The following is a 22,199-nucleotide window of genomic DNA, read 5'->3' on the forward strand; positions in this document are numbered from 1 at the left end:
GCCGGGGCCGCCACACCCTCATTCCCGCCCAACCTTCGAGTCGTGCTTTACCCTTTGACCATGGCGACCCGAACGACTTCCCCGCCGCGCAAGCGGCCGTCCGGCAGCCAGGCCCGCAAGAAGCCGGCCGCGAACAAGCGCAAGCCACAGGCCCGCAAGCCTGCAGCTCGCAAGCCCGCGGCACGCAGAACCGGTCCTGGCCCCCTTGCTGTTGTGCTCGGCGCGGTCCTGCGCGCCTCGACCGCCCTGTGGCTCGGTCTCGCCGGTGTCGTGGGCGCGGTGGCCCGCAGCATCGGGCACAGTGCTCGCGACCTCGACCCCGAGCAGCGCCGTGACGGGGTCGGCTTCGGCATCCTCGCGCTCGGCATCATCGTGGCCGGGTCCGTGTGGTCCGACATGCCCGGCGGGGTCGGCAACGCGGTCCGCGACGTGGCGGCCGGTGCGGTCGGCCTGCTGGCCTGGGCCGTCCCGATCGTCCTGGTCGTCATCGCCTGGCGCACGCTGCGCCACCCCGACCAGAACGGACCCGCGGGTCGCCAGGTCATCGGCTGGGCCGCGATCTGCGGCGGCGTCCTCGGTCTCGTCCACATCGCGCACGACGTGCCGCGCCCGAGCGATCCCGATCCGGACGCGATGCGCGAGGCCGGCGGAGCGATCGGCTTCCTGTTCTCCGCGATCCCGATGGACCTGCTCAACAGCGCGTACGTGGTCTCCCCGATCCTCGTCCTCGTCGTGGCCTTCGGCGTCCTGGTCGTCACCAACACACCCGTCTACGCGGTCCCCGACCGCGTCCGCGAGCTGCGCGACACCGCGCTCGGCCGCAAGGCCGATCCCGAGGCCGAGGCGGCCGAGCCCGAGCCGAAGAAACGGCGCCACCCCAAGACGACCCTCGTGACCGACGACGAGCCGTTCGAGAACCCCCTGGTCGACGGTCCCGACGAGGATCGCCAGGTCCCGGTCCGCGTGTTCGAGCCCGAGCCCGAGCCGGAGCCGGAGGACGACGTCGAGGCCGAGCTGCCGCCCATGGAGCCGATCCCGGCCCGCGCGGAGCAGCTCGCCCTCTCGGGCGACGTCGTCTACTCGTTGCCCGACAGCGCGATGCTGCGGGAGGGCTCGCCGCACAAGGCGCGCTCCAAGGCGTCCGACGAGGTCGTCGAGCGTCTCACCGAGGTGCTCGAGCAGTTCCAGATCGACGCCCGGGTCACCGGCTACACCCGTGGCCCGACCGTGACCCGCTACGAGGTCGAGCTGGGCCCGGCGGTCAAGGTCGAGAAGGTCACGGCCCTGTCCAAGAACATCTCGTACGCCGTGGCGTCCAACGAGGTGCGCATCCTCAGCCCGATCCCGGGCAAGTCCGCGATCGGCGTGGAGATCCCCAACGTCGACAAGGAGATGGTGTCGCTCGGCGACGTGCTGCGCTCGGCCAAGGCGCGCAGCGACCACCACCCGATGGTGATCGGCCTCGGCAAGGACGTCGAGGGCGGCTACGTCGTGGCCAACCTGGCGAAGATGCCCCACCTGCTGGTCGCCGGCGCGACCGGCTCGGGCAAGTCCTCGTTCGTCAACTCGATGATCTCCTCGATCCTGATGCGCTCGACGCCCGAGGAGGTCCGGATGATCATGGTCGACCCCAAGCGGGTCGAGCTCACCGCGTACGAGGGCGTTCCGCACCTCATCACGCCGATCATCACGAACCCCAAGAAGGCCGCCGAGGCGTTGCAGTGGGTCGTGCGCGAGATGGACATGCGCTACGACGACCTGGCCAACTTCGGCTACCGCCACATCGACGACTTCAACAAGGCCGTCAAGGCAGGCAAGGTCAAGCTGCCCGCCGGCAGCGAGCGCGTGCTGGCCCCCTATCCGTACCTCCTGGTCGTGGTGGACGAGCTCGCCGACCTGATGATGGTCGCGCCGCGTGACGTGGAGGACTCGATCGTCCGCATCACGCAGCTCGCGCGAGCCGCCGGCATCCACCTGATCCTCGCGACCCAGCGGCCCTCGGTCGACGTCGTGACGGGTCTGATCAAGGCCAACGTGCCGAGCCGTCTGGCGTTCGCGACCTCGTCGCTCGCCGACAGCCGCGTCATCCTGGACCAGCCGGGCGCCGAGAAGCTCGTCGGCCAGGGCGATGGCCTGTTCCTGCCCATGGGGCAGAACAAGGCCATGCGCATGCAGGGTGCGTGGATCACCGAGGCCGAGATCCACACGATCGTCGAGCACTGCAAGACGCAGCTGCAGCCGGTCTACCGTGAGGACGTCACGGCCGTCGCGGCCGCCAAGCGTGAGCTCGACGACGACATCGGCGACGACCTCGACCTCGTCCTGCAGGCGATCGAGCTGTGCGTGACGACGCAGTTCGGCTCGACGTCGATGCTGCAGCGCAAGCTGCGCGTGGGCTTCGCCAAGGCCGGCCGCCTCATGGACATCCTCGAGAGCCGCGGGATCGTCGGGCCCAGCGAGGGCTCCAAGGCGCGTGACGTCCTGGTCAAGCCCGACGAGCTCGACCAGGTCCTCGCCACGATCCAGGCGGGCTGAGCATGGAGGACGCATTCGAGGTGCGCCGGCGGACCGGGCTGTTCACGCTGCTCGGTCTCGTCTGCCTCGCGCTGGCCGCGGGTTTCGGCTGGTTCGCGTACGACCGTGAGCAGTACCTCCTGGTGGTCCCGGCCGTCGTGCTGGCGGCCGTGGGCCTCGGCCACCTGCGGGGGATCGGCGACTGGAGCACGCCGTTGTTCGTCGCGGACGACCACGGCATCCGGCTGCGCGCGGAGCAGGGCTGGGTCGGCCTGCTGTGGAGCGAGCTCGGCGAGATCCGGGTCGAGCGTCGCGAGGGGCTCATCCACGACCCGCGGATCAAGGTCGTCAGCACCGACGGCCAGCGGTTCTACACCGCGCCCCTGGGTCTTGCGACGAATGTCTCGCCCGGCGAGGCGGAGGTTCAGTTGGCGCAGCGCCGACCCGCTGCCGCATACTGAGGAGTCGTTTCACCCCACCGAGAGGGACTCATGAACACGGCCACGCCGCCGAGCAACCTGAACATCGCGAACGTCCTCACGGTCGTGCGCATCGCGGGCGTCCCGTTCTTCGGCTGGCTCCTCCTCGCCGAGGACGGCCAGTCGATCGGCCTGCGCGTCGCCGCCTGGGTCCTGTTCGCCCTGTTGATGATCACCGATCGCATCGACGGTGACCTGGCCCGCCGCTACAACCTGGTCACCGACTTCGGCAAGCTCGCCGATCCCATCGCCGACAAGGCGCTCACCGGGATGGCGTTCATCGGCCTGGCGATCATCTACGACAGCTGGCTCTTCTGGGCCGTGACGATCGTCGTGCTGCTGCGCGAGTGGGGCATCACCGCGATGCGGTTCGTGGTGAAGAAGTACGGCGTCATGCCGGCGAGCCAGGGCGGCAAGGTCAAGACCATGCTGCAGGTGGTCGCCCTCGGCGGCTACATCCTGCCCTTCGAGCTGTGGGACAACGTCCCCTGCGACATCCTGCGCTGGATCACCCACCTCCTGATGGCGGGCGCCGTCGCGATCACGTTGTCGACCGGCGTCCAGTACGTCCGCGACGCGATCGAGCTGCGCCGGTCCGCGAAGGCCGCGGCAGAGGCGTGAGCGTCGCGGCCGAGGCGGTCGAGGGCCTGCGGGCCGCGGGAGCAACCGTCGCGACGGCCGAGTCCCTCACCGGCGGTCTGGTCTGCGCCACGCTCGTCAGCGTCCCCGGTGCGTCCACGGTCGTCCGGGGAGGAGTCATCGCCTACGCCGCCGAGCTCAAGACGCAGCTGCTCGGCGTCGACGCCGAGCTCATCTCCCGCGTCGGCACGGTCGACGCCGCAGTCGCGTCGAGCATGGCGCTGGGCGTGCGCGAGCGCCTCGGTGCGACGTACGGCCTCGCGACGACCGGTGTGGCCGGCCCCGGACCGAGCGAGGGCAAGCCGGCCGGCACGGTGCACGTGGGCGTGGCCGGTCCGGGCGGGGTGGAGACTGCTCTGCTGCACCTGGACGGTGACCGCGAAACGATCCGCACGGGGACGGTCGCTGCGCTGTTGTCGTTGCTGGTCGCTAGGCTGGGGGAAGAATCCCGATCCGATCGGGGTTGAACATGTCATGACAGCAAACGGAGGTGCCCGATGACCGCGATGCGTCAGCTCGTCGGTGAGGTGCTCCGTGCCCGGCGCATGGCGCAGGGCCTCACGCTGCGTGACGTCTCGGGCAAGGCCCGGGTCAGCCTCGGCTACATCTCCGAGGTCGAGCGGGGCCAGAAGGAAGCCAGCTCCGAGCTGCTCGCAGCCCTGGCGGCCGCCCTGGACGTCCCGCTGTCCAAGGTGCTTCTCGACGTCAGTGCGATGCTCGAGCTCGAGGAGGCGTCGGTCGACCAGATCGCCAGCATCTCCTCGATCGGCCCGTCCGACGTGTCGGTCTCGGCCGCCTGAGCCTTGCGCGGCATCGAGCACCGCCGATGAGGCACAGCGAGTTCTGGGAGCGGATGGATCGCCACCTCGGCGCGGGCTATGCGCGCGTCTGGGCCGAGAGTCACGTCATGAGCATCCTCGGCGGACGCACCGTCACCGAGGCCCTCGACGCGGGTGAGGACCCCAAGACGGTGTGGCGTGCGGTGCACGCGACCCGCGGCCTGCCCGCGTCGGAGCGCTAGCCGATCCGGCTTCCCGTCGACGTGTCGAAGACGTGGATGGATGTGTCGTCCACGGGGGCGACGTTGATCGTCTCGCCCTTGGCGGGAGGGTGCCGCCAGTCGACCCGGGCCACGATGGTCTGCTGGTCGTGCCCCACGTCGGCCCGGCCGTAGACGTACGCGTCGGCTCCCAGCTCCTCGACGACGTCGACCTCGAGCTTGATGCCCGCCTGACCCACCTCGAGGTTCTCCGGGCGCACGCCGAGCATCACGGTGGATGCCCCGGCGCCGGCCAGGGTGTCGCGGGCGACCCGCACCACCCGGTCGCCGAACTGGACACCGCCGTCGATCACCGGCAGCTCCATGAGGTTCATCCCGGGCGAGCCGAGGAATCCCGCGACGAACAGGTTGGCCGGCCGGTCGTACATCTCGCGCGGTGCGGCGCACTGCTGCAGCACCCCGTCCTTGAGCACCGCGACCCGGTCGCCCATCGTCATGGCCTCGACCTGGTCGTGGGTCACGTAGACCGTCGTCGCGTTGAGCCGGCGCTGCAGCTGCGCGATCTGTGTCCGGGTCTGGACGCGCAGCTTGGCGTCGAGGTTGGACAGCGGCTCGTCCATCAGGAACACCCGCGGCTGCCGGACGATCGCCCGGCCCATCGCGACGCGCTGGCGCTGGCCACCTGACAGGGCCTTGGGCTTGCGGCCGAGATACTGCTCGATGTCGAGCAGGACCGCCGCCTCCTTGACCCGTGTGGCGATCTCGCTCTTGGGCGTACCGGCGATCTTCAGCGCGAAGCCCATGTTCTCCGCGACGCTCATGTGCGGGTAGAGGGCGTAGTTCTGGAACACCATCGCGATGTCCCTGGCCTTCGGCGGCAGCTGCGTCACGTCCTCGTCGCCGATGAGGATGCGTCCGGCGTCGACCTCCTCGAGCCCGGCCAGCATGCGAAGGGACGTGGACTTGCCGCAGCCCGACGGGCCGACGAGGACGAGGAACTCCCCGTCCTGGATCTCCAGGTCGAGCTGGTCGACGGCGGGGGCCTCCTGCCCGGGATAGACACGGGTGGTGCGGTCGAACGTGACGGTTGACATGGCTGGTGGGTCCCTTCACCGGCGGGTACGTGCCGGACGATCCAAGTGATGGTGGTCACACCGTACGTCCCCGACCGAGCCGTGTCGAGGCCATTAGTCATTTCGAACAACAAATTTGGGAACGCTCCCAAAAATCTCTTGACGACGTGATGTGACCTGGCTCATACTCCCATGGAAGCGCTCCCACCGGGGGAGTCGGAGGAAGGCATGACGTGAATCGCACACAGCGCATCGCCGCCGCTGCGGTCTCATCCCTCGTGGTGGGAGTGCTCGCAGCCGGCTGCGGAGGATCGGGTGACGAGGGGTCCGACGGATCCGTCACCTTGCGGGTCAACCTGTTCGGCCAGTTCGGCTACAAGGACCTGTACAAGCAGTTCGAGGCCGAGCACCCCGGTGTCAAGATCGTGGAGACCGCGGAGGGCGACCTGGGCAAGTACAACACCAAGCTCAGCCAGCAGATCGCGGCCAATGCGTCCGCGGGCGACGTGGTCGCGATCGAGGAGGGCCAGACGGTCAACTTCCTGCAGACCGCCGACAAGTTCGTCAACCTGCAGGACCAGGGCTTCGCGGAGATCAAGGACGACTACCTGCCGTTCGTGGCCGACGCGACGACGACCGTCGACGGCAAGACGACGATCGGCCTCGGCACGGACGTCGGCGGCCTGGCCATGTGCTATCGCCGCGACCTGTTCGAGAAGGCCGGTCTGCCGACCGATCGTGAAGAAGTGGCCAAGCTCTGGCCGACGTGGGAGGACTTCATCGCCACGGGCGAGAAGTTCCAGGCGGGCATCGGCGACGACAAGGTGCACTTCGTCGACGCGGCCACCAACACGTACAACTCGATCCTCATGCAGGGCGGCGACGAGACGTACTTCGACCGCGACAACAAGCTCGTCGTGGAGTCCAACCCGGCCGTCAAGAATGCGTGGGACCTGGCCAACCAGATGATCGAGGCCAAGCTCACCGCCAAGCTCGTCGCGTTCTCGGACGAGTGGAACGCCGGCTTCAAGAACGGCTCGTTCGCGACCGTGGCGTGCCCCGCGTGGATGACCGGATACATCAAGGGCCAGGCCGGTGACGCCCTCGCGGGCAAGTGGGACATCGCGACGGTGCCCGGTGGCGGCGGCAACTGGGGCGGCTCGTGGCTCGCCGTGCCGAAGTCGAGCAAGCACCAGAAGGAGGCGGTCGAGCTGATCCAGTTCCTGTCGGGCAAGACCGGACAGCTCGGGGCGTTCAAGTCAGAGGGACGGCTGCCGTCGCTCCCGGCGCTCTACGACACCCCTGAGCTCAAGGACGCCAAGAACCCCTACTTCAACGACGCCCCGACAGGCCAGCTGTTCGTGGCGGGCGCGAAGAACCTGAAGCCGGTCTATCTCGGTGCCAAGAACGTGCCCGTCCGCGATGCGTTCGAGAACGTCCTTCGCAGCGTCGAGAACGGGCAGCGGTCCGAGGGCGACGGATGGAAGGAAGCAGTCAAGGCCGCACAGAAGGCCGCGAAGTAAGTGACCGTTCGCACCCAGGACTCCGGCGCCCGTACTCGTCCTCCAGCGGGTACAGGCGCCGGACCGGTCCGGAGACGTCCGCTGAGGCTGCGGGACCGGCTGACCAAGGCCGAGGCCAAGGTCGCGCCGTACGCCTTCGTCTCCCCGTTCTTCATCGTCTTCGCGATCTTCGGGCTGTTCCCGCTCCTCTACACGCTGTGGGTCTCGCTGCACGACTGGAGCCTGCTCGCGGGTGACCAGGGGTTCGTCGGGCTGGCCAACTACCGCGAGCTCATGCAGGACTCGGACTTCTGGCGGGCCCTGACCAACACGATCGGCATCTTCGTGGTGGCCACCATCCCGCAGCTGATCCTCGCCACGGTGCTCGCGCAGGTGCTCAACGGCAAGCTGCGGGCACGCACGTTCTGGCGCATGGGGGTCCTGCTGCCCAACGTCACGTCGGTCGCCGCCGTCGGCATCATCTTCGGGCTCATCTTCGCCCGCGACTACGGCATCGTGAACTGGGCGCTCGGCCACGTCGGCGTCGAGCCGATCAACTGGCGGGGCGAGCGGTGGTCGTCCTGGCTCGCCATCTCGGTCATGGTCGACTGGCGCTGGACGGGCTACAACGCCCTCATCCTGCTGGCGTCGCTGCAGGCGGTGCCCAAGGAGCTCTACGAGGCCGCGCGCATCGACGGCGCCTCGGCGTGGCGGCAGTTCTGGTCCATCACGGTCCCGATGCTGCGACCCACGATCATCTTCGTCTCGATCGTCGCCACGATCGGCGGCATCCAGCTGTTCACCGAGCCGCTGCTGTTCGGATCGGGCGTCAACGCGATCGCGGGAGGCTCGACCGGCCAGTTCCAGACCGTCGCGATGTATCTCGTGCAGCAGGCCTTCACGGGCCAGCGCTTCGGCTACGCGTCCACGGTCGCCTGGGTCCTGTTCATCCTCATCGCGGTCTTCGCCGTGATCAACGTGGCGCTGCTGCGCCGGATCAAGTCGGTGGACTGATGAAGACCAAGAACCCGCTGCTGTACGTCGGTCTCGTCGCGACGGTGCTGCTCTCGATCGGGCCTCTGTACTTCATGCTCGTCATGGCGTCGCGGACCAACGACGAGATCGTGTCCCTGCCCCCGCCGCTGACGCTGGGCGACAAGCTCTTCCCGAACGTCGACCGGGTCTTCGACAATCCCGACGTCCTGTTCGGCCAGGCGCTGGTCAACAGCCTGCTGGTCGCGACGGTCGCCACGGTCTGCGTCGTGGTGTCGTCCTCCCTGGCCGGTTTCGCCTTCGCCAAGCTCAAGTTCAGGGGGCGCAACGCACTGCTGCTGTTCGTGATCGGCACGATGATGGTGCCGGTCCAGCTGGGCCTGATCCCGCTCTACATGCTGATGACCAAGCTGGGCCTCAACGGCGGGCTGCCGTCGGTGACGCTGCCGTTCGTGGTCGCGGGCTTCGGGGTGTTCATGATGCGCCAGTTCGCGGAGCAGGCCATCCCCGACGAGATGATCGAGGCCGCGCGGGTCGACGGTGCCTCGACGTTCCGCATCTTCTTCAGCATCGTGTTCCCCGCTCTGCGACCTGCTGCAGCGGTGCTCGGGCTGCTGACGTTCATGGAGCGCTGGAACGACTTCCTGTGGCCCTACCTGACGCTCGACGCCGAGCACCCGACGGTGCAGGTCGCGCTGTCGCGGCTGTCCAGCGGCTACTACTCCGACCAGTCACTCATCATGGCGGGCACGCTCATCGGCACCCTGCCGCTCGTGGTCGTCTTCATCGTTTTCGGTCGCCAGATCATCGGCGGCATCATGGAAGGTGGACTCAAGGCATGACACTCGACATCTCGGGGCTTCCCGGAGACTTCTGCTGGGGCGCGGCGACCTCGTCGTACCAGATCGAGGGTGCCGTGGAGGAGGACGGCCGCACCCCGTCGATCTGGGACACCTTCGCCGCGACCCCCGGACGGGTCGCGGGCGGCGACGACGGGGCGGTCGCGATCGACCACTACCACCGCTGGCGCGAGGACCTGGACCTGATGACCGAGCTGGGCCTCGGCGCGTACCGGTTCTCGATCGCGTGGCCCCGTGTGCAGCCGGACGGGATCGGCACCGGCAACGCACCGGGCATCGCGTTCTACGACCGACTGGTCGACGGCCTGCTCGAGCGCGGCATCACGCCGTGGACGACGCTCTATCACTGGGACCTGCCCGAGGCGCTGGAGCAGGCTGGGGGATGGCCCGTGCGCGACACGGCCGAGCGATTCGCCGACTACACCGCGATCATCGCCGAGGCGGTGGGCGACCGGGTCAAGCACTGGATCACCCTCAACGAGCCGTGGTGCTCGGCGTTCCTCGGCTACGCCAGCGGCATCCACGCCCCGGGACGGGCCGATCCGGCCGAGGCCGTCGCCGCGTCCCACCACCTGCTGCTCGGCCACGGGCTCGCGGTGCAGCGGCTGCGCGAGATCGTCCCGGACGCGCAGGTGGGCGTCACGGTCAACCTGTACCCGGTCACGCCGGTCGACGAGTCGGGTCGGCACGACGACGCGGTGCGCCGCATCGACGGGCTGATGAACCGGTGGTTCCTCGACCCGCTGCTCAAGGGCAGCTATCCCAAGGACGTGCTGGCAGACCTGGCTCCGGTCACCGACGCGGAGTTCATCCTGGACGGCGACACGGAGACGATCGCGCAGCCGCTGGACTTCCTCGGCGTCAACTACTACACCCGGCACGTCGTGGGGGCGGGGCTGTGGCCGGGGACCGCCGCGTCGCGGTTCCAGCTCGAGAACGGGCTGCCGCGGACCGCGACCGGCTGGGACGTGGACCCGGACGGTCTCGTGGACATCCTCAGCCAGGTGCAGCGCGACTACCCGGCGATCCCGGTCTACCTGACCGAGAACGGCGCGGCGTTCGACGACGAGGTCGTCGACGGGATCGTGCACGATGCGGACCGCGTCGCATTCCTCGAGAGCCATATCGCGTCCCTCGTCACGATGCGGGAGCGGGGGATGGACGTCCGCGGCTACTTCGCGTGGTCGCTGATGGACAACTTCGAGTGGGCCGAGGGCTACGACAAGCGATTCGGGATCGTCCACGTCGACTACGAGACCCAGGTGCGTACGCCCAAGGACAGCGCACATTGGTATGCCGGTCTCATCCGTCGCCACCGCGCCGGGATACTGGGCACGTGAACGTGACGGGCACGAGCGCATGAGCGTGGGCGAGACCCGCGCCCAGCAGCCGACCCTCGAGATGGTCGCGGCGCGGGCCGGGGTCGGGCGCGGCACGGCATCGCGGGTCATCAACGGGTCGCCGCAGGTCAGCGAGCGCACCCGCGAGATCGTCATGCAGGCGGTCGAGGAGCTCGGCTACGTGCCCAACCAGGCCGCCCGCACGCTGGTGACCCGGCGCACCGACACCGTCGCGCTGGTCATCGCGGAGTCCGAGGAGCGCATCTTCGGGGAGCCGTTCTTCGCGGGAGTGGTCCGTGGGATCTCCTCGGCCCTCAACGACGCATCGCGCCAGCTCGTGCTGTCCCTGGTGCACAGCACCGACCAGGCCGAACGCCTCGGGGCCTACCTGACGCGCCAGCACGTCGACGGCGTGCTGCTGCTGTCCCTGCACGACGACGAGGCGTTCCCGGTGGACCTGGCCGCGCGGGGCCTGCCGGTCGTGGTGGGCGGCCGCTCCGCGCAGTGGGCCGGCTCGTTCGTCGACGTCGACAACGTCGCAGGTGCGCGGCAGGCCGTCGCGCACCTGGCCGACACCGGTCGTCGCACGATTGCGACCGTCTCGGGACCGCGGGCCATGGCCTCGGGCCGGGACCGCCTGGACGGCTACGCCGAGGCGCTCCGGGCGGCGGGGCTGGCGTACGACGAGGAGCTCGTGGTCGAGGGTGACTTCAGCGAGCAGAGCGGGTGGGCCGGCATGCAGGAGCTCTTGGCGCGGCGGCCCGACATCGACGGCGTCTTCGCGGCCAGCGACCTGATGGCCATGGGTGCGTTGAGGTCGCTGCGGGCGCACGGTCGCCGGGTGCCGGAGGACGTGGGCGTGATCGGCTTCGACGGCACCCCCTCGTCCGAGACGTCCGATCCGCCGCTGTCCACGGTGCGCCAGCCGCTGACGGGGCTCGGCCGGGCCATGGCCGAGATGCTGCTGCGGCACGTCGACGCCGATGAGCAGAGCCCCGAGCAGCTCGTCCTGCCCGTCGAGCTCATCGTTCGTGCCAGCACGGCCAGGACGACGCCGTGACCCTGCGCATCGGTGTCCTCGGCGCCGCCCGCATCGCGCAGAGCGCGCTGATCGTCCCGGCGGGGCAGACGGGCCACCGAGTGGTCGCCGTGGGCGCCCGCGACCTGGACCGCGCGCGGGCGTTCGCGACCCGGCACGGCGTCCAGCGGGCCTACGGATCGTACGAGGAGGTGCTCGCGGATCCCGACGTCGACGTGGTCTACAACGCCCTGGTGAACAGCCAGCACGCGCCATGGAACCTGCGTGCGGTCCGCGCCGGCAAGCACGTGCTGAGCGAGAAGCCCTTCGCGGCCAACGGCGCGCAGGCCCGCGTGGTGGCCGATGCGGCCCGCGCGACGGACCGGGTCGTGATGGAGGCCTTCCACTACGCGATGCACCCGATGATGCGCCGGATCCGGGAGATCGTGCTGAGCGGCGAGATCGGCGACGTGCGGCACGTCGAGGCCACCGTCATGATCCCCGCGCCGGCGGATGACGACCCCCGATGGTCGCTCGAGCTCGCCGGGGGAGCGTTGATGGATCTTGGCTGCTACGGCCTCCATGCGTTCAGTCAGGTGGCCGGCTGGCTCGGCGGGGTGCCGGTCGTGCGGTCCGCACGTGCGGGGGAGCGCAGGGGTCGACCGGGCGTCGATGAGTGGGTGCAGGCCGAGGTGGGCCTGCCCGGGGGTGCGACGGCGTCCTTGCTGACCCACATGGCCGGTCCGGAGATGCTCATGCGCCTGGTCGTGACCGGCTCGCGCGGGCGGATCGAGGCGCCGTGCTTCGTGCTGCCGCAGCTCGACGAGCGGTTGCAGGTCGTGACGGGCTGCGACGAGCGCCGCGAGTGGGTCAAGGGCCCCACGTCGTACGCCCGTCAGCTCACGGTCCTGGACTCGGCGGTGCGCGGCCGGGCCGCGCCACCGCTCGGGCTGGACGATGCGGTGTCCACGATGGACCTGCTCGACGCGACGTATCGCGCAGCGGGGATGGAGCCCCGTCCGGGAGTGCTCTGAGCTGTCGGCGTGTCGGCGGGTGTCGAACACGTGTTCGTATAGAGTGGTGCACAGGTTGGACGTGAGAAGGACGACATCCACAGGCGGGTCGACGAGGCCCACATATGTCTGAGGGTCCTTCTAGCGTCGTCGATGACCGGCCACCCACGAGCAGAAACGGATCCACCATGGCACAGCCCAACAGCTCCCTCGCGACGAGCAAGGACAAGGACAAGTCCCTCGAGAACGCGATGGCCCAGATCGATCGTGCCCATGGCAAGGGTGCCGTGATGCGCCTGGGCGACCAGGCCCGTGCACCGATCGAGGTCATCCCCACCGGTGCCACCACCTTGGACATCGCGCTCGGCATCGGCGGTCTGCCCCGTGGCCGCGTCGTGGAGATCTACGGCCCGGAGTCCTCAGGAAAGACGACGGTCGCCCTCCACGCGGTGGCCAACGCGCAGCGCGCAGGTGGGGTCGCGGCGTTCATCGATGCCGAGCACGCGCTCGACCCCGACTACGCCCGCAAGCTCGGGGTCGACACCGACGCGCTGCTGATCTCGCAGCCCGACAGCGGTGAGCAGGCGCTCGAGATCGCCGACATGCTGATCCGCTCGGGTGCGCTCGACATCATCGTGATCGACTCCGTGGCGGCCCTGGTGCCCCGCGCCGAGATCGACGGCGAGATGGGCGACAGCCACGTCGGCCTGCAGGCCCGCCTCATGAGCCAGGCGCTGCGCAAGATGACCGGTGCCATCAACGGCTCGGGCACGACCGCGATCTTCATCAACCAGCTGCGCGAGAAGATCGGCGTGATGTTCGGCTCGCCCGAGACCACGACGGGCGGCAAGGCGCTGAAGTTCTACGCGTCGGTCCGCCTCGACGTGCGACGCATCGAGACGCTCAAGGACGGCACCGACATGGTCGGCAACCGCACCCGCGTCAAGGTCGTCAAGAACAAGCTGGCCCCCCCGTTCAAGCAGGCCGAGTTCGACATCATGTACGGCCAGGGCATCAGCCGCGAGGGCAGCCTGATCGACGTGGGCGTCGACATCGGGCTGGTCCGCAAGGCCGGCGCCTGGTACACCTACGACGGCGACCAGCTCGGCCAGGGCAAGGAGAAGTCGCGCGCGTTCCTGCGTGACAACCCCGATCTGGCCGAAGAGCTCGAGAAGCGCATCATGGAGGCCAAGGGCATCGGCCCGCAGGCCGACAAGCCGGCCCTCGAGGTGGTGGAGCCGGACCTCCCGGCCACCGAGTTCTGATCGTCATGTCCCCGGACGAGGACGACAGCCAGGACTACGACGTCGCCGAGCAGATGTCGCGGGCCCGGCAGATCGTCTACGACCGGCTCGCCGTCACCGCGCGCAGCCGGGCCGACCTCGAGCAGGCACTTGCCAAGAAGCACGTGCCGGCCGAGGTGGCCCGGGCAATCCTCGACAAGTTCGAGGATGCCGGACTGGTCGACGACGCGGAGTTCGCGCGCTCGTGGGTGCAGTCGCGCCAGCGCAGCAAGGGGCTGTCCTCGCGGGTGCTGGCGATGGAGCTGAGACGCAAGGGCGTCGATGAGGAGATCGCCCGTGAGGCGCTCGACGAGCTCGACCCCGAGGTCGAGCTCGAGGCGGCGCACCGGCTCGTCCAGACCAAGCTCCGCTCGATGAGCGCACTGGACGACACGACCAAGATCCGTCGCCTGACGGGGCTGCTGGCCCGCAAGGGCTACTCGCCCCAGATCGCGTTCGACGTCGTGCGCCAAGAGCTGGGGGCCGAGCCCGCGCCGCTCGAGAGCCTCTGACGTACCTTTGCGCCTCAGAGCTTCTTGCGCAGCTTGTCCACGATCTCCCGCTCGGAGTCGTAGTAGGCCAGGCCCCACTCCGCGACGTGAGCGGGGAAGGCGAGGGCCTCATTGTCCCCGAGCAGCTCGCGTACGCCCTCGAGCTCACGGCGCCGCTCCTGCAGCCCCACCTCGTACGCGTCGAGCATCGCTGCGACCTCGCCCGGTCCCATCAGGCTGCCCATCAGCAGACGCAGCGCGATCGGGTGCTTGAGGACCGGGAAGTCCTGCTCCGAGGTGTGCAGCCACGTCGTCAGGGCCGAGCGGCCCGCCTCGGTGATGACGAACCGGCGCGTCGTGCGGCGTCCGGACGTGTCGTCGACGGCCTCGACGTAGCCCTCGCGCCGCAGGCGGTCGAGCTCGGTGTAGATCTGGCTCATCGCGGGGGAGACCCAGTAGAACCGCAGCGTCCGGTCGGCGCGCTGCTTCATCTCATAGCCCGTCAGGCCGTCCTCGGACGAGGCGCGATCGAACATCAGCAGGCCCAGCAGGGCGTAGGAGGTCGTTGACAAGGGAGTGGTCACGCTCCTAGCGTACTGTTCCAGTTAGGAATACGACGGAGGCGATGTCCATGTCCGAGACGATCCTGCTGGCGGGCACCCGCAAGGGCCTGTTCATCGGCCGGTCCGATGCGACCCGCGCGGACTGGGCGTGGGACGCCCCGGCCTTCCCGATGGAGGAGGTCTACGCGGTCGCTGCGGACCCCCGAGAGGACGATCCGCTGGTCCTGGTCGGCTCGACGCACGTCGTCTTCGGGCCAGCCGTCTACCGGTCCGCCGACGGCGGCCGGTCGTTCGATCTCAGCGATCCGTCGCCCGTCCGGTTTCCCGACGATCTCGGAGCGAGCGTCGAGCGCGTCTGGCAGCTCTGCCCGTCCCCGGCCGAGCCCGACGTCGTCTGGGCCGGCACCCAGCCGTCGGCGCTGTTCTGCTCGACCGACCGCGGCCGGACGTTCGAGCTGGTCCGCAGCCTCTGGGACCACCCGCACCGCCCCGAGTGGGCCGCAGGCTTCGGCGGGCAGGCGATCCACACGATCGTCCCGCACCCCAGCGATCCGGACATCGTGACGGTGGCGATGTCGACCGGCGGTGTCTATCGGTCCGAGGACGGTGGGGCGAGCTGGACGCCGCACAACCACGGCATCCGCGCCGACTTCGTGCCCGGGGAGCCTCCGGAGTTCGGCCAGTGCGTCCACAAGGTCGCAGTCGACGCCGGCGACCCCGACCGCCTCTACGCCCAGAACCACGGGGGCGTGTTCCGTAGCGACGACGCGGGGGAGACCTGGCAGGCGATCGATGAGGGGCTCCCGGCCGACTTCGGCTTCCCGATCGTCGCCCATCCCCACCGGCCGGGGACGATCTACGTCTTCCCGCTCACCGCCGACGTCAAGCGATTCCCACCGGACGGCAAGCCTGCGGTCTGGCGCTCGGACGACGCGGGGCAGACCTGGCACGAGACCGGCCCGGGGCTCCCGTCGGAGGCGTGGACGGTCGTGCTGCGCGATGCGTTCACGACGGACCGGTCCGATCCGGTCGGGCTCTACCTGGGCACCCGGCACGGAGCGCTGTGGGTGAGCAACGACGAGGGCGGCACCTGGGCCGAGGTGCGCACCGGACTGCCCGACGTCTGCACCGTTCGCGCGACGTCGATCTGACGCGCCTGCGGACACCCGGGGTTACCAGCCGGTAACATTCGGGCATGTCATCCACCCTGGACCTCTACACCCGTGTCACCGCGCTGCCGCTGGGCAAGCGTCTGTTCTCGCTCCTGTACGGGCAGAAGGCGCCCTACTTCGCCTCGATCCACATGAGGGTCCAGGAGATGCGGCCGCATCTCGGGCAGATCGTGATCCCCAAGCGCCGATCGGTCAAGAACCACATCGGCACGGTCCACGCGATCGCCGCGTGCAACGGACTGGAGGCCGCGATGGGACTGCTGGCCGAGGCCACCTGCCCGGCCGACATGCGCTGGCTGCCCAAGGGGATGGAGGTCAGCTATCTCGCGAAGTCGACGACCGCACTGACCTGCATCGCCGAGACGACCGAGGCCGACTGGGCCGCCGCCCCGGACGTCCCGGTGCGAGTCAGGGCCGTCACGACCGACGGCACCGTCACGGTCGAGGGCACCATCCACCTCTGGGTCGTCCCCAAGAAGCCCTGACCGAACCCGCGCCCCAACCCGCGACTGGCGCAAGCTGGAGAAAATGGGACGGCGTGTCGTCGACTTCTGCGCCACTCGCGGCTCGGGTTGCGCCACTCGCGGGGGTGGGCGGCGAGACACAAGGGGCCGGGTGAGACATCCTTGAGCATGATGTCCTTGACCGTACGTACGTCGCTCGTGGCGCTGCTGCTGGCCGCGTCGGCCTGCTCGGGGTCCAGCGACGACCAGTCGGCCGAGCCCCCCACCCCCGCCAGGACCAGCGAGTCCGCCACGACGTCGACGCCGTCCCCGACCGGCAAGCCGCCCTCGGTCGCGCCGGTCGACCTGCCGCCGTGCCAGACGATCGACTACGACCTGAGCCCGAACGGCGCGGGGGCGGGCAGCCCGCTCGCGGCCATCAAGGCCTGGGGAGCCAGTGAGGCCGCGCAGGTGCCGCCGGTCCCGAGCGCAGGTTGGGAGCGGCTGCCTGCCGACAACGAGAGCACGAAGGTCACGATGACCAACTCGACGGCTCCCGTCTGGATCGTCGAGGTCACCCGTACGTCCGGGGGCGGCTGGGTCGTGACGCGCGCCTCGTGGGGCGTGTGCCACTGATGCCTACTTCTGCGGGATCACGACCGAGCTCGCGGACCCGCCAGGCCAGCAGCTGAACCCGATCGGGATCGTCTGTCCCTCCTTGACCATCTCGCTGAAGGTGTCGAGGCACTGGCTGACGAGCACGTTCGGGTTGTTGCTGACCGACGACTTGAGCTTGTCGTTGGCCCGGCCCTGAGCCGTCGCGGTCTTCTCGCGCTGCTGCGCGATGCGCGTGTTGGCCACCTCGGCCTGGTAGAGGTTGATCTTGCTCTGCGTCGGCTTGTCGAAGTGGATGAGCGGGATGATCACGTTCTTGACGTCGATCTGATCGCCCACCTGCGCGCGCAGCTTCTCGGCGACCTGGCGGGAGAACTCGTTGAGATTGGGCCCGGTCGCATTCGCGCTGTCGTCCTGGATCTGGCTGAGCGGGTTGTAGTCCGACAGCACCTCGTTGAGGGCGGCCGTCAGCTCACGGGTCACGAGCGAGCGACGGATGTTGTCCATGTCGCGGTAGTCCTGGTAGAGCGTCTCGCCGGCCTCGAGCTTGATGCGCCAACGGATCGAGTTGTCGACGCACGCGGTCGACTCGTTGCCGATGCGGATCTCGGTGCACCCGTCGCTGTTGCGCTCCAGGTACGAGTCGGTCTGGATCGCACCGTCGAGCGTCTTGACCTTCTCCCACGGCAGCTTGGCGTGGATGCCGTTGTCGAGGTTGCCGACCGGCTTGCCGAAGCTCGTGACGATGCCGATGTCGCGCGTCGGCACGACCGTGAAGGTTGACAGCACCAGGCACAGCGCCGTGAGCGCGAACGCTCCGAACGCCACCAGCCGCAGCACTCGCTTGAGCGCAGGCTGTGCGGCGCCACTGGCGAGCAGCACGCCGACGGCGACGACCAGGAACAACAGGGTCAGGACGAAGGTGCCGGACATGGGTCTCCTCGGGTCAGTGGCGGCACGAGACTACGAGACAGGCAGTCTGGCCGCACCATCGGGGCCGCACGGTCAGTCGCGCGACGAAGAGCTGCTCTACGCTCGGCCGGCCCCGCCGACCGGCTGTGCCTGCACCATGCCGCCGACCAGCTCGATCTTCGACTCACCGCCGAACCGTCGCTGCACCCATTCGCCGAGCAGGCCCAGCAGCAGGTTGAGGATGATGTAGATGACGGCGAGCACGATCGCGGTCTGCAGGTAGTTCCCGAAGGTGCGGTAGATCTCGCGGCCGGCGAAGGTCAGGCCGGGAGCCAGGATGTAGAACCCCAAGCTGGTGTCCTTGAGCGCCACGATGCACTGGCTGATGAACGACGGCAGCATGATCTTGATCGCCTGTGGGAGCAGGACGATCCGCATGACCTGGTGCTTGCGCAGGCCGATGGCGTAGGCCGCCTCGGCCTGGCCCGCCGGGACTGCATTGATGCCCGCGCGGACCACCTCGGCGAGCACGGAGCCGTTGTAGAGCAGCAGGCCGAGCACCAGAGGGAAGATCGTGCCGAGCGGGAACCCCTGCATCGACCAGATGAAGATGATCAGCATCAGGAGGGGCACAGCACGGAAGAACTCGACGAACAGCCAGGCCGGCCAGCGGATGATCCGGTGGTCCGAGAGCTTGGCGACGCCCATGATCATGCCCAGAGGAACGGCGAGGACGATCGCGAGTGCGCCGGCGAGCATGGTCTTGACCAGGCCCTCCAGGATCAGCTGCACGAGGCTGGGGGTGAAGAACGGTTCCCACTTCGCATAGCTCAGCTGGCCCTCGGCCTGGAACTTCCAGATCACGGCGCCGATGATCGCGATCACCGCGACCACGGTGACGACGCCGATGATCCGGTGGCGGCGGACGGCGCGGGGGCCGGGGACGTCGAACAGGACGTTGCTCATCGGGTCACCGCGTACTTGCGTTCGAAGAGGTGGGCGCCGAACGAGATCAGCTCGACGATGATGATGTAGCCGATCGCGATGCCCACGAAGATCGTGACCCGTTCGGTGGCGTGGTCGTTGAGCAGGCCCTTGAGCCGAAATGTTGCCTCGGCGATGCCGAAGCCCGCGGCGAGCGAGGTGTTCTTGGTCAACGCGATGAACACGCTCGCCAGCGGGGGCACGACGAGCCGAAACGCCTGGGGCAGCAGCACCTGGGTCATGGTCATGCCGAACGGCATGCCGATCGATCGGGCGGCCTCCGCCTGACCGAGGGGGATGCCGTTCACGCCGGAGCGGATCGCCTCGCTCACGAACGACGCGGTGTAGAACCCCATCGCCAGGGTGATGTTCCAGAAGAAGCCGAAGTCGATGCCCAGCTGCGGCAACCCGTAGTAGGTCAGCAGGATCAGGACCAGCAACGGGGTGTTGCGGAAGATGGTGACGTACGCGACGGCCACTCCGCGCAGGATCGGCACCGGGCTGAGGCGGAACACCCCGATCAGGGTTCCGAGCGCCAGCGCCAACAATCCGGACGACAGCAGCAGCTTCAGCGTCTCGAGGAATCCCTTCAGGATCAGGTCGAGGTTGTCGGTCAGTGCGTCCATGCGTCACCTCCTCATGAGTAGGGGCGGCGGGCGGGTCGTCGCGACCCGCCCGCCGTCATGTCGATCAGCTGCAGGGATCGAGGGTCGGGGTCTCCGGCGCCTCGTTGCCCGACTTGCCGAGCGTCGCGTCGAACGCCTTCTTCCACTCGCCGCCGTCGAACGACTCGGTGAGCGTGTCGTTCAGGAACTCGCACAGCTCGGGGCTGTCCTTGCTGTAGCCGATGCCGTAGCGCTCCTCCGAGAAGGGCTCCCCGACGACCTTGAGCTGGTCGGGTGCCTCGGCGGCGTAGCCGAGCAGGATCGCGCCATCGGTGGTGACGGCGTCGACTGAACCGTTCTTGAGCTGCTCGACGCACTCGGAGTAGGTGTCGAAGCCGGCCGGCTGGGCGCCGAACTCCTCCTCGACCGTCTTGATCGACGTCGAACCGGTGACCGAGCAGACCTTCTTGCCCTTGAGATCCTCCGGGCCCTTGATGCTGTCGTCGTCCGCGGCCACGAGCAGGCTCTGGCCCGTCACGTAGTAGGGGCCGGCCTGGCCCACGACCTGGCGGCGTTCGTCGGTGATCGAGTAGGACGCGAGGACGAAGTCGACGGTGCCCTTCTGCAGGAACGGCTCACGGTTGTCCGAGATCGTCTCGACCCACTCGATCTTGTCGGGGGAGATGCCCAGCTTGCCCGCGATCACCTTGCCCATCTCGGGGTCGAAACCGGTGGGCGTCTTGGCGCCGGCGGCCTTGAAGCCGACACCGGGCTGGTCGAACTTGACGCCGATCTTGACGGTGCCGGCCTCGGCCAGCTCCTTCATGCGGGTGCCGTCCTCGAACGAGGAGGCGGCGTCGGAGGAGACGTCGACGTCGTCGTCGCCGGAGCTGTCCTCACCGGCGCTGCCACAGGCGGACAGAGCCAGCACAGCGGTGGCGGCGACGGCAGCCCAACGGGCCCGACGCGATCGTGTGGTGGTGAACTTCATGGGTTACCTTCCCTCGATGTGGTGAACGGTCACGTGCGTCAGTGGGTGAGGATCTTCGCGAGGAAGTCCTTGGCGCGGGGAGTCTGGGGGTTGGTGAAGAACGCCTGGGGAGTGTTCTCCTCGACGATGCGGCCGTCCGCCATGAACAACACACGGTCAGCGGCGGTGCGGGCGAACCCCATCTCGTGCGTCACCACGACCATGGTCATGCCGCCCTTGGCCAGGTCGACCATCGTGTCGAGGACTTCCTTGATCATCTCGGGGTCGAGGGCCGAGGTCGGCTCGTCGAACAACATGACCTTCGGGTCCATCGCGAGCGAGCGGGCGATGGCGACACGTTGCTGCTGACCTCCCGAGAGCTGGGCCGGCAGCTTGCCCGCCTGCGAGTCGACGCCGACACGGGCGAGCAGCTCCATGCCTCGCTTGTCGGCGTCCGCCTTCTTCAGACCCCGGACCTTGATCGGGCCGAGGGTCACGTTCTCCAGCACGGTCTTGTGGGCGAACAGGTTGAACGACTGGAACACCATGCCGACGTCGGCCCTCAGCTGGGCGAGCTCCTTGCCCTCGTCGGGCAACGGCTTGCCGTCGACGACGATGGTGCCTTCCTGGATGACCTCGAGGCGGTTGATCGCACGACACAACGTCGACTTGCCCGAGCCGGACGGGCCGATCACGACCACGACCTCGCCGGGAGCAACCTCCAGCTCGATGTCCTGCAGGACGTGCAGGTCGCCGAACCACTTCTGCACGCCGTGCATCGCCACCATGGGAATCGTGTCAGCCATGCGGGACAACCTAGCCGGATCTCGTCGGCGCTCGTGGGAGCCATTCGTACCCGATCCGGGTGTCACCAAAATGTAACGACCCGGTCCAGACCGACTCGCGGACGTGTTTGGCCCTGCGGCGCAGGGGGTATCTCGCCCCTCCCGTCACCAACTCAGGAGAACCATGACTCGCAACACCCTCTCGCGCTCCCTGCACGACCTCGGCCTCTCGGCCTGGTTCGGTGGAACGCTGGCCAATGCCGTCGCCCTCAACTCCGCGGCCTCCACGGCGCAGCACGACACCGACACCGGCGCGGTCGCCAACGTCGGCTGGGACCGGTGGACCCCGGTCAACGCCGCCGCGATCGGCGCGCACCTGATCGGCAGCATCGGTCAGATCAAGGGCAACAAGGCGCGCATCAAGGACCAGGAGGGTGTCGCCCAGATGGCCCTCGCCAAGACCGGCCTGACCGCGGCTGCCCTCGGCCTGACCGCGTACGGCCGCGTGCTGGGTCGCAAGGTCGCCGAGCAGCAGCGGGTGCCCGTCGCCTCCGGCACCCGTCCCGCGCCCTCGACCCCGCCCGATGTCGCCGCCGCGCAGAAGCAGCTGCGCCTGCTGCAGTGGGCCATCCCGGCAGTGACGGGGGCCCTCGTCGTCATCAGCTCGTTCGCCGGCGAGCAGGAGCGCCCGACCGAGGTCAAGAAGGGCCTTGCGAAGCGCATCGTCGGCTGACGTGCTCTTCTTCAGCAATCGTCTGGGCTGCCTGGGGTCGTTGGCGATCTCGGTGATCGGCACGGTCATCGTGATCGCCATCTTCAGCCGGTGAGGTGAGGGGCGGAGACCGCCCCGGCGCTTTCATGACGCTCCGAGTTCCAACTACATCGAATCGTAACCTTCGCAGTGCGTAGGACGAGAGGCCTTCCAACCGGCCTTTCGTCCTGCGC

25 protein-coding genes are annotated in these 22,199 nt (G+C 68.7%); 18 read left to right on the plus strand and 7 right to left on the minus strand.

Going from position 1 to position 22,199, the window contains the following annotated elements; all coding sequences use genetic code 11:
• Positions 1-60 precede the first annotated feature (60 nt).
• Genes GEV27_RS07235 through GEV27_RS07260 form a run of 6 tightly spaced genes read left to right on the plus strand, consistent with a single transcriptional unit; the run spans position 61 to position 4,653 of the window.
• The gene (locus tag GEV27_RS07235; RefSeq protein ID WP_194944146.1) at positions 61-2,535 is read left to right on the plus strand and encodes a DNA translocase FtsK; all 2,475 of its coding nucleotides are present in this window, start codon (positions 61-63) and stop codon (positions 2,533-2,535) included.
• A gap of 2 nt (positions 2,536-2,537) precedes the next feature.
• On the plus strand, positions 2,538-2,975 hold the full coding sequence (locus GEV27_RS07240; RefSeq protein ID WP_153933778.1) for a hypothetical protein: 438 nt from the start codon (positions 2,538-2,540) through the stop codon (positions 2,973-2,975).
• A 30-nt stretch (positions 2,976-3,005) separates the two neighbouring features.
• Positions 3,006-3,614: a CDP-diacylglycerol--glycerol-3-phosphate 3-phosphatidyltransferase gene (gene pgsA / locus GEV27_RS07245; protein ID WP_153910585.1), complete on the plus strand. Its 609-nt coding sequence runs from the start codon at positions 3,006-3,008 to the stop codon at positions 3,612-3,614.
• Entirely contained in the window at positions 3,611-4,099 is a 489-nt protein-coding gene (locus GEV27_RS07250; RefSeq protein ID WP_309222088.1) for a CinA family protein, read from the plus strand. The genes pgsA and GEV27_RS07250 overlap by 4 nt, the downstream gene beginning before the upstream one ends.
• A 30-nt stretch (positions 4,100-4,129) precedes the next feature.
• Positions 4,130-4,432: a helix-turn-helix domain-containing protein gene (locus tag GEV27_RS07255; RefSeq protein WP_153653171.1), complete on the plus strand. Its 303-nt coding sequence runs from the start codon at positions 4,130-4,132 to the stop codon at positions 4,430-4,432.
• A 26-nt stretch (positions 4,433-4,458) separates the two neighbouring features.
• Positions 4,459-4,653: a DUF3046 domain-containing protein gene (locus GEV27_RS07260; protein ID WP_153653170.1), complete on the plus strand. Its 195-nt coding sequence runs from the start codon at positions 4,459-4,461 to the stop codon at positions 4,651-4,653.
• Here GEV27_RS07260 and GEV27_RS07265 read toward each other — a convergent pair.
• Positions 4,650-5,726 (minus strand): ABC transporter ATP-binding protein, encoded by a 1,077-nt coding sequence (locus GEV27_RS07265; protein WP_153933779.1) that lies wholly within the window; start codon positions 5,724-5,726, stop codon positions 4,650-4,652. The genes GEV27_RS07260 and GEV27_RS07265 overlap by 4 nt on opposite strands.
• Before the next feature lie 212 nt (positions 5,727-5,938).
• Here GEV27_RS07265 and GEV27_RS07270 point away from each other — a divergent pair, with 212 nt between their 5' ends.
• The 8 genes from GEV27_RS07270 to GEV27_RS07305 all read left to right on the plus strand — a co-directional run bounded on the left by GEV27_RS07270 (position 5,939) and on the right by GEV27_RS07305 (position 14,226).
• Entirely contained in the window at positions 5,939-7,228 is a 1,290-nt protein-coding gene (locus GEV27_RS07270; RefSeq protein ID WP_309222089.1) for an extracellular solute-binding protein, read from the plus strand.
• Complete coding sequence (locus GEV27_RS07275) at positions 7,229-8,221, plus strand: carbohydrate ABC transporter permease (RefSeq protein WP_243838713.1); 993 nt, start codon at positions 7,229-7,231, stop codon at positions 8,219-8,221.
• Complete coding sequence (locus GEV27_RS07280) at positions 8,221-9,042, plus strand: carbohydrate ABC transporter permease (protein WP_153653167.1); 822 nt, start codon at positions 8,221-8,223, stop codon at positions 9,040-9,042. Before GEV27_RS07275 ends, GEV27_RS07280 begins: the two co-directional genes overlap by 1 nt.
• Positions 9,039-10,400 carry a GH1 family beta-glucosidase gene (locus GEV27_RS07285; RefSeq protein WP_153653166.1) on the plus strand — a complete coding sequence of 454 codons (1,362 nt, stop codon included), beginning with the start codon at positions 9,039-9,041 and terminating at the stop codon, positions 10,398-10,400. The genes GEV27_RS07280 and GEV27_RS07285 overlap by 4 nt, the downstream gene beginning before the upstream one ends.
• Before the next feature lie 19 nt (positions 10,401-10,419).
• The gene (locus tag GEV27_RS07290; RefSeq protein WP_153653165.1) at positions 10,420-11,460 is read left to right on the plus strand and encodes a LacI family DNA-binding transcriptional regulator; all 1,041 of its coding nucleotides are present in this window, start codon (positions 10,420-10,422) and stop codon (positions 11,458-11,460) included.
• The gene (locus GEV27_RS07295; protein WP_153653164.1) at positions 11,457-12,452 is read left to right on the plus strand and encodes a Gfo/Idh/MocA family protein; all 996 of its coding nucleotides are present in this window, start codon (positions 11,457-11,459) and stop codon (positions 12,450-12,452) included. The genes GEV27_RS07290 and GEV27_RS07295 overlap by 4 nt, the downstream gene beginning before the upstream one ends.
• A 167-nt stretch (positions 12,453-12,619) precedes the next feature.
• A complete protein-coding gene (gene recA / locus GEV27_RS07300; protein WP_153653163.1) occupies positions 12,620-13,696 on the plus strand; it encodes a recombinase RecA in 1,077 nt (358 codons plus the stop codon).
• A 5-nt stretch (positions 13,697-13,701) separates the two neighbouring features.
• A complete protein-coding gene (locus GEV27_RS07305) occupies positions 13,702-14,226 on the plus strand; it encodes a regulatory protein RecX (protein ID WP_228764928.1) in 525 nt (174 codons plus the stop codon).
• 14 nt (positions 14,227-14,240) lie between these two features.
• Here GEV27_RS07305 and GEV27_RS07310 read toward each other — a convergent pair whose 3' ends face one another.
• The gene (locus tag GEV27_RS07310) at positions 14,241-14,789 is read right to left on the minus strand and encodes a PadR family transcriptional regulator (RefSeq protein WP_153933780.1); all 549 of its coding nucleotides are present in this window, start codon (positions 14,787-14,789) and stop codon (positions 14,241-14,243) included.
• A gap of 47 nt (positions 14,790-14,836) precedes the next feature.
• Here GEV27_RS07310 and GEV27_RS07315 point away from each other — a divergent pair, with 47 nt between their 5' ends.
• The 3 genes from GEV27_RS07315 to GEV27_RS07325 all read left to right on the plus strand — a co-directional run bounded on the left by GEV27_RS07315 (position 14,837) and on the right by GEV27_RS07325 (position 17,019).
• Positions 14,837-15,919: an exo-alpha-sialidase gene (locus GEV27_RS07315; protein WP_153933781.1), complete on the plus strand. Its 1,083-nt coding sequence runs from the start codon at positions 14,837-14,839 to the stop codon at positions 15,917-15,919.
• A 44-nt stretch (positions 15,920-15,963) separates the two neighbouring features.
• Positions 15,964-16,425 carry a hotdog fold domain-containing protein gene (locus GEV27_RS07320; RefSeq protein WP_153910594.1) on the plus strand — a complete coding sequence of 154 codons (462 nt, stop codon included), beginning with the start codon at positions 15,964-15,966 and terminating at the stop codon, positions 16,423-16,425.
• A 156-nt stretch (positions 16,426-16,581) separates the two neighbouring features.
• The gene (locus tag GEV27_RS07325) at positions 16,582-17,019 is read left to right on the plus strand and encodes a hypothetical protein (RefSeq protein ID WP_153910596.1); all 438 of its coding nucleotides are present in this window, start codon (positions 16,582-16,584) and stop codon (positions 17,017-17,019) included.
• Positions 17,020-17,022: 3 nt separating this feature from the next.
• On the opposite strand, the gene GEV27_RS07330 is transcribed toward GEV27_RS07325, so the two are convergent.
• From GEV27_RS07330 to GEV27_RS07350, 5 genes are all read right to left on the minus strand, one after another.
• Positions 17,023-17,931: an SPFH domain-containing protein gene (locus tag GEV27_RS07330; protein ID WP_153910598.1), complete on the minus strand. Its 909-nt coding sequence runs from the start codon at positions 17,929-17,931 to the stop codon at positions 17,023-17,025.
• Between the two features lie 96 nt (positions 17,932-18,027).
• The gene (locus GEV27_RS07335; protein ID WP_153910601.1) at positions 18,028-18,876 is read right to left on the minus strand and encodes an amino acid ABC transporter permease; all 849 of its coding nucleotides are present in this window, start codon (positions 18,874-18,876) and stop codon (positions 18,028-18,030) included.
• On the minus strand, positions 18,873-19,520 hold the full coding sequence (locus GEV27_RS07340; protein WP_153653156.1) for an amino acid ABC transporter permease: 648 nt from the start codon (positions 19,518-19,520) through the stop codon (positions 18,873-18,875). The genes GEV27_RS07335 and GEV27_RS07340 overlap by 4 nt, the downstream gene beginning before the upstream one ends.
• Before the next feature lie 64 nt (positions 19,521-19,584).
• Entirely contained in the window at positions 19,585-20,490 is a 906-nt protein-coding gene (locus GEV27_RS07345; protein ID WP_153910604.1) for a glutamate ABC transporter substrate-binding protein, read from the minus strand.
• A gap of 38 nt (positions 20,491-20,528) precedes the next feature.
• A complete protein-coding gene (locus tag GEV27_RS07350; protein WP_153911146.1) occupies positions 20,529-21,257 on the minus strand; it encodes an amino acid ABC transporter ATP-binding protein in 729 nt (242 codons plus the stop codon).
• Between the two features lie 181 nt (positions 21,258-21,438).
• Here GEV27_RS07350 and GEV27_RS07355 point away from each other — a divergent pair, with 181 nt between their 5' ends.
• Positions 21,439-21,987 (plus strand): hypothetical protein, encoded by a 549-nt coding sequence (locus GEV27_RS07355; protein ID WP_153910607.1) that lies wholly within the window; start codon positions 21,439-21,441, stop codon positions 21,985-21,987.
• The last annotated feature ends 212 nt before the right edge of the window (positions 21,988-22,199 follow it).

Origin of the sequence: Aeromicrobium sp. S22, assembly GCF_009661045.1 — a bacterium.
GTDB classification, from domain to species: domain Bacteria; phylum Actinomycetota; class Actinomycetes; order Propionibacteriales; family Nocardioidaceae; genus Aeromicrobium; species Aeromicrobium yanjiei.

Bases quoted from the DNA above. Each gene is read 5' to 3' on its own strand.
- GEV27_RS07340 (WP_153653156.1), bottom strand. From the start codon at position 19,520: ATGGACGCACTGACCGACAACCTCGACCTGATCCTGAAGGGATTCCTC.
- GEV27_RS07330 (WP_153910598.1), bottom strand. From the start codon at position 17,931: ATGTCCGGCACCTTCGTCCTGACCCTGTTGTTCCTGGTCGTCGCCGTC.
- recA (WP_153653163.1), top strand. From the start codon at position 12,620: ATGGCACAGCCCAACAGCTCCCTCGCGACGAGCAAGGACAAGGACAAG.
- GEV27_RS07315 (WP_153933781.1), top strand. From the start codon at position 14,837: ATGTCCGAGACGATCCTGCTGGCGGGCACCCGCAAGGGCCTGTTCATC.
- pgsA (WP_153910585.1), top strand. From the start codon at position 3,006: ATGAACACGGCCACGCCGCCGAGCAACCTGAACATCGCGAACGTCCTC.
- GEV27_RS07350 (WP_153911146.1), bottom strand. From the start codon at position 21,257: ATGGTGGCGATGCACGGCGTGCAGAAGTGGTTCGGCGACCTGCACGTC.
- GEV27_RS07280 (WP_153653167.1), top strand. From the start codon at position 8,221: ATGAAGACCAAGAACCCGCTGCTGTACGTCGGTCTCGTCGCGACGGTG.
- GEV27_RS07265 (WP_153933779.1), bottom strand. From the start codon at position 5,726: ATGTCAACCGTCACGTTCGACCGCACCACCCGTGTCTATCCCGGGCAG.
- GEV27_RS07305 (WP_228764928.1), top strand. From the start codon at position 13,702: ATGTCCCCGGACGAGGACGACAGCCAGGACTACGACGTCGCCGAGCAG.
- GEV27_RS07235 (WP_194944146.1), top strand. From the start codon at position 61: ATGGCGACCCGAACGACTTCCCCGCCGCGCAAGCGGCCGTCCGGCAGC.
- GEV27_RS07355 (WP_153910607.1), top strand. From the start codon at position 21,439: ATGACTCGCAACACCCTCTCGCGCTCCCTGCACGACCTCGGCCTCTCG.
- GEV27_RS07285 (WP_153653166.1), top strand. From the start codon at position 9,039: ATGACACTCGACATCTCGGGGCTTCCCGGAGACTTCTGCTGGGGCGCG.
- GEV27_RS07290 (WP_153653165.1), top strand. From the start codon at position 10,420: ATGAGCGTGGGCGAGACCCGCGCCCAGCAGCCGACCCTCGAGATGGTC.
- GEV27_RS07345 (WP_153910604.1), bottom strand. From the start codon at position 20,490: ATGAAGTTCACCACCACACGATCGCGTCGGGCCCGTTGGGCTGCCGTC.
- GEV27_RS07240 (WP_153933778.1), top strand. From the start codon at position 2,538: ATGGAGGACGCATTCGAGGTGCGCCGGCGGACCGGGCTGTTCACGCTG.
- GEV27_RS07255 (WP_153653171.1), top strand. From the start codon at position 4,130: ATGACCGCGATGCGTCAGCTCGTCGGTGAGGTGCTCCGTGCCCGGCGC.
- GEV27_RS07260 (WP_153653170.1), top strand. From the start codon at position 4,459: ATGAGGCACAGCGAGTTCTGGGAGCGGATGGATCGCCACCTCGGCGCG.
- GEV27_RS07335 (WP_153910601.1), bottom strand. From the start codon at position 18,876: ATGAGCAACGTCCTGTTCGACGTCCCCGGCCCCCGCGCCGTCCGCCGC.
- GEV27_RS07320 (WP_153910594.1), top strand. From the start codon at position 15,964: ATGTCATCCACCCTGGACCTCTACACCCGTGTCACCGCGCTGCCGCTG.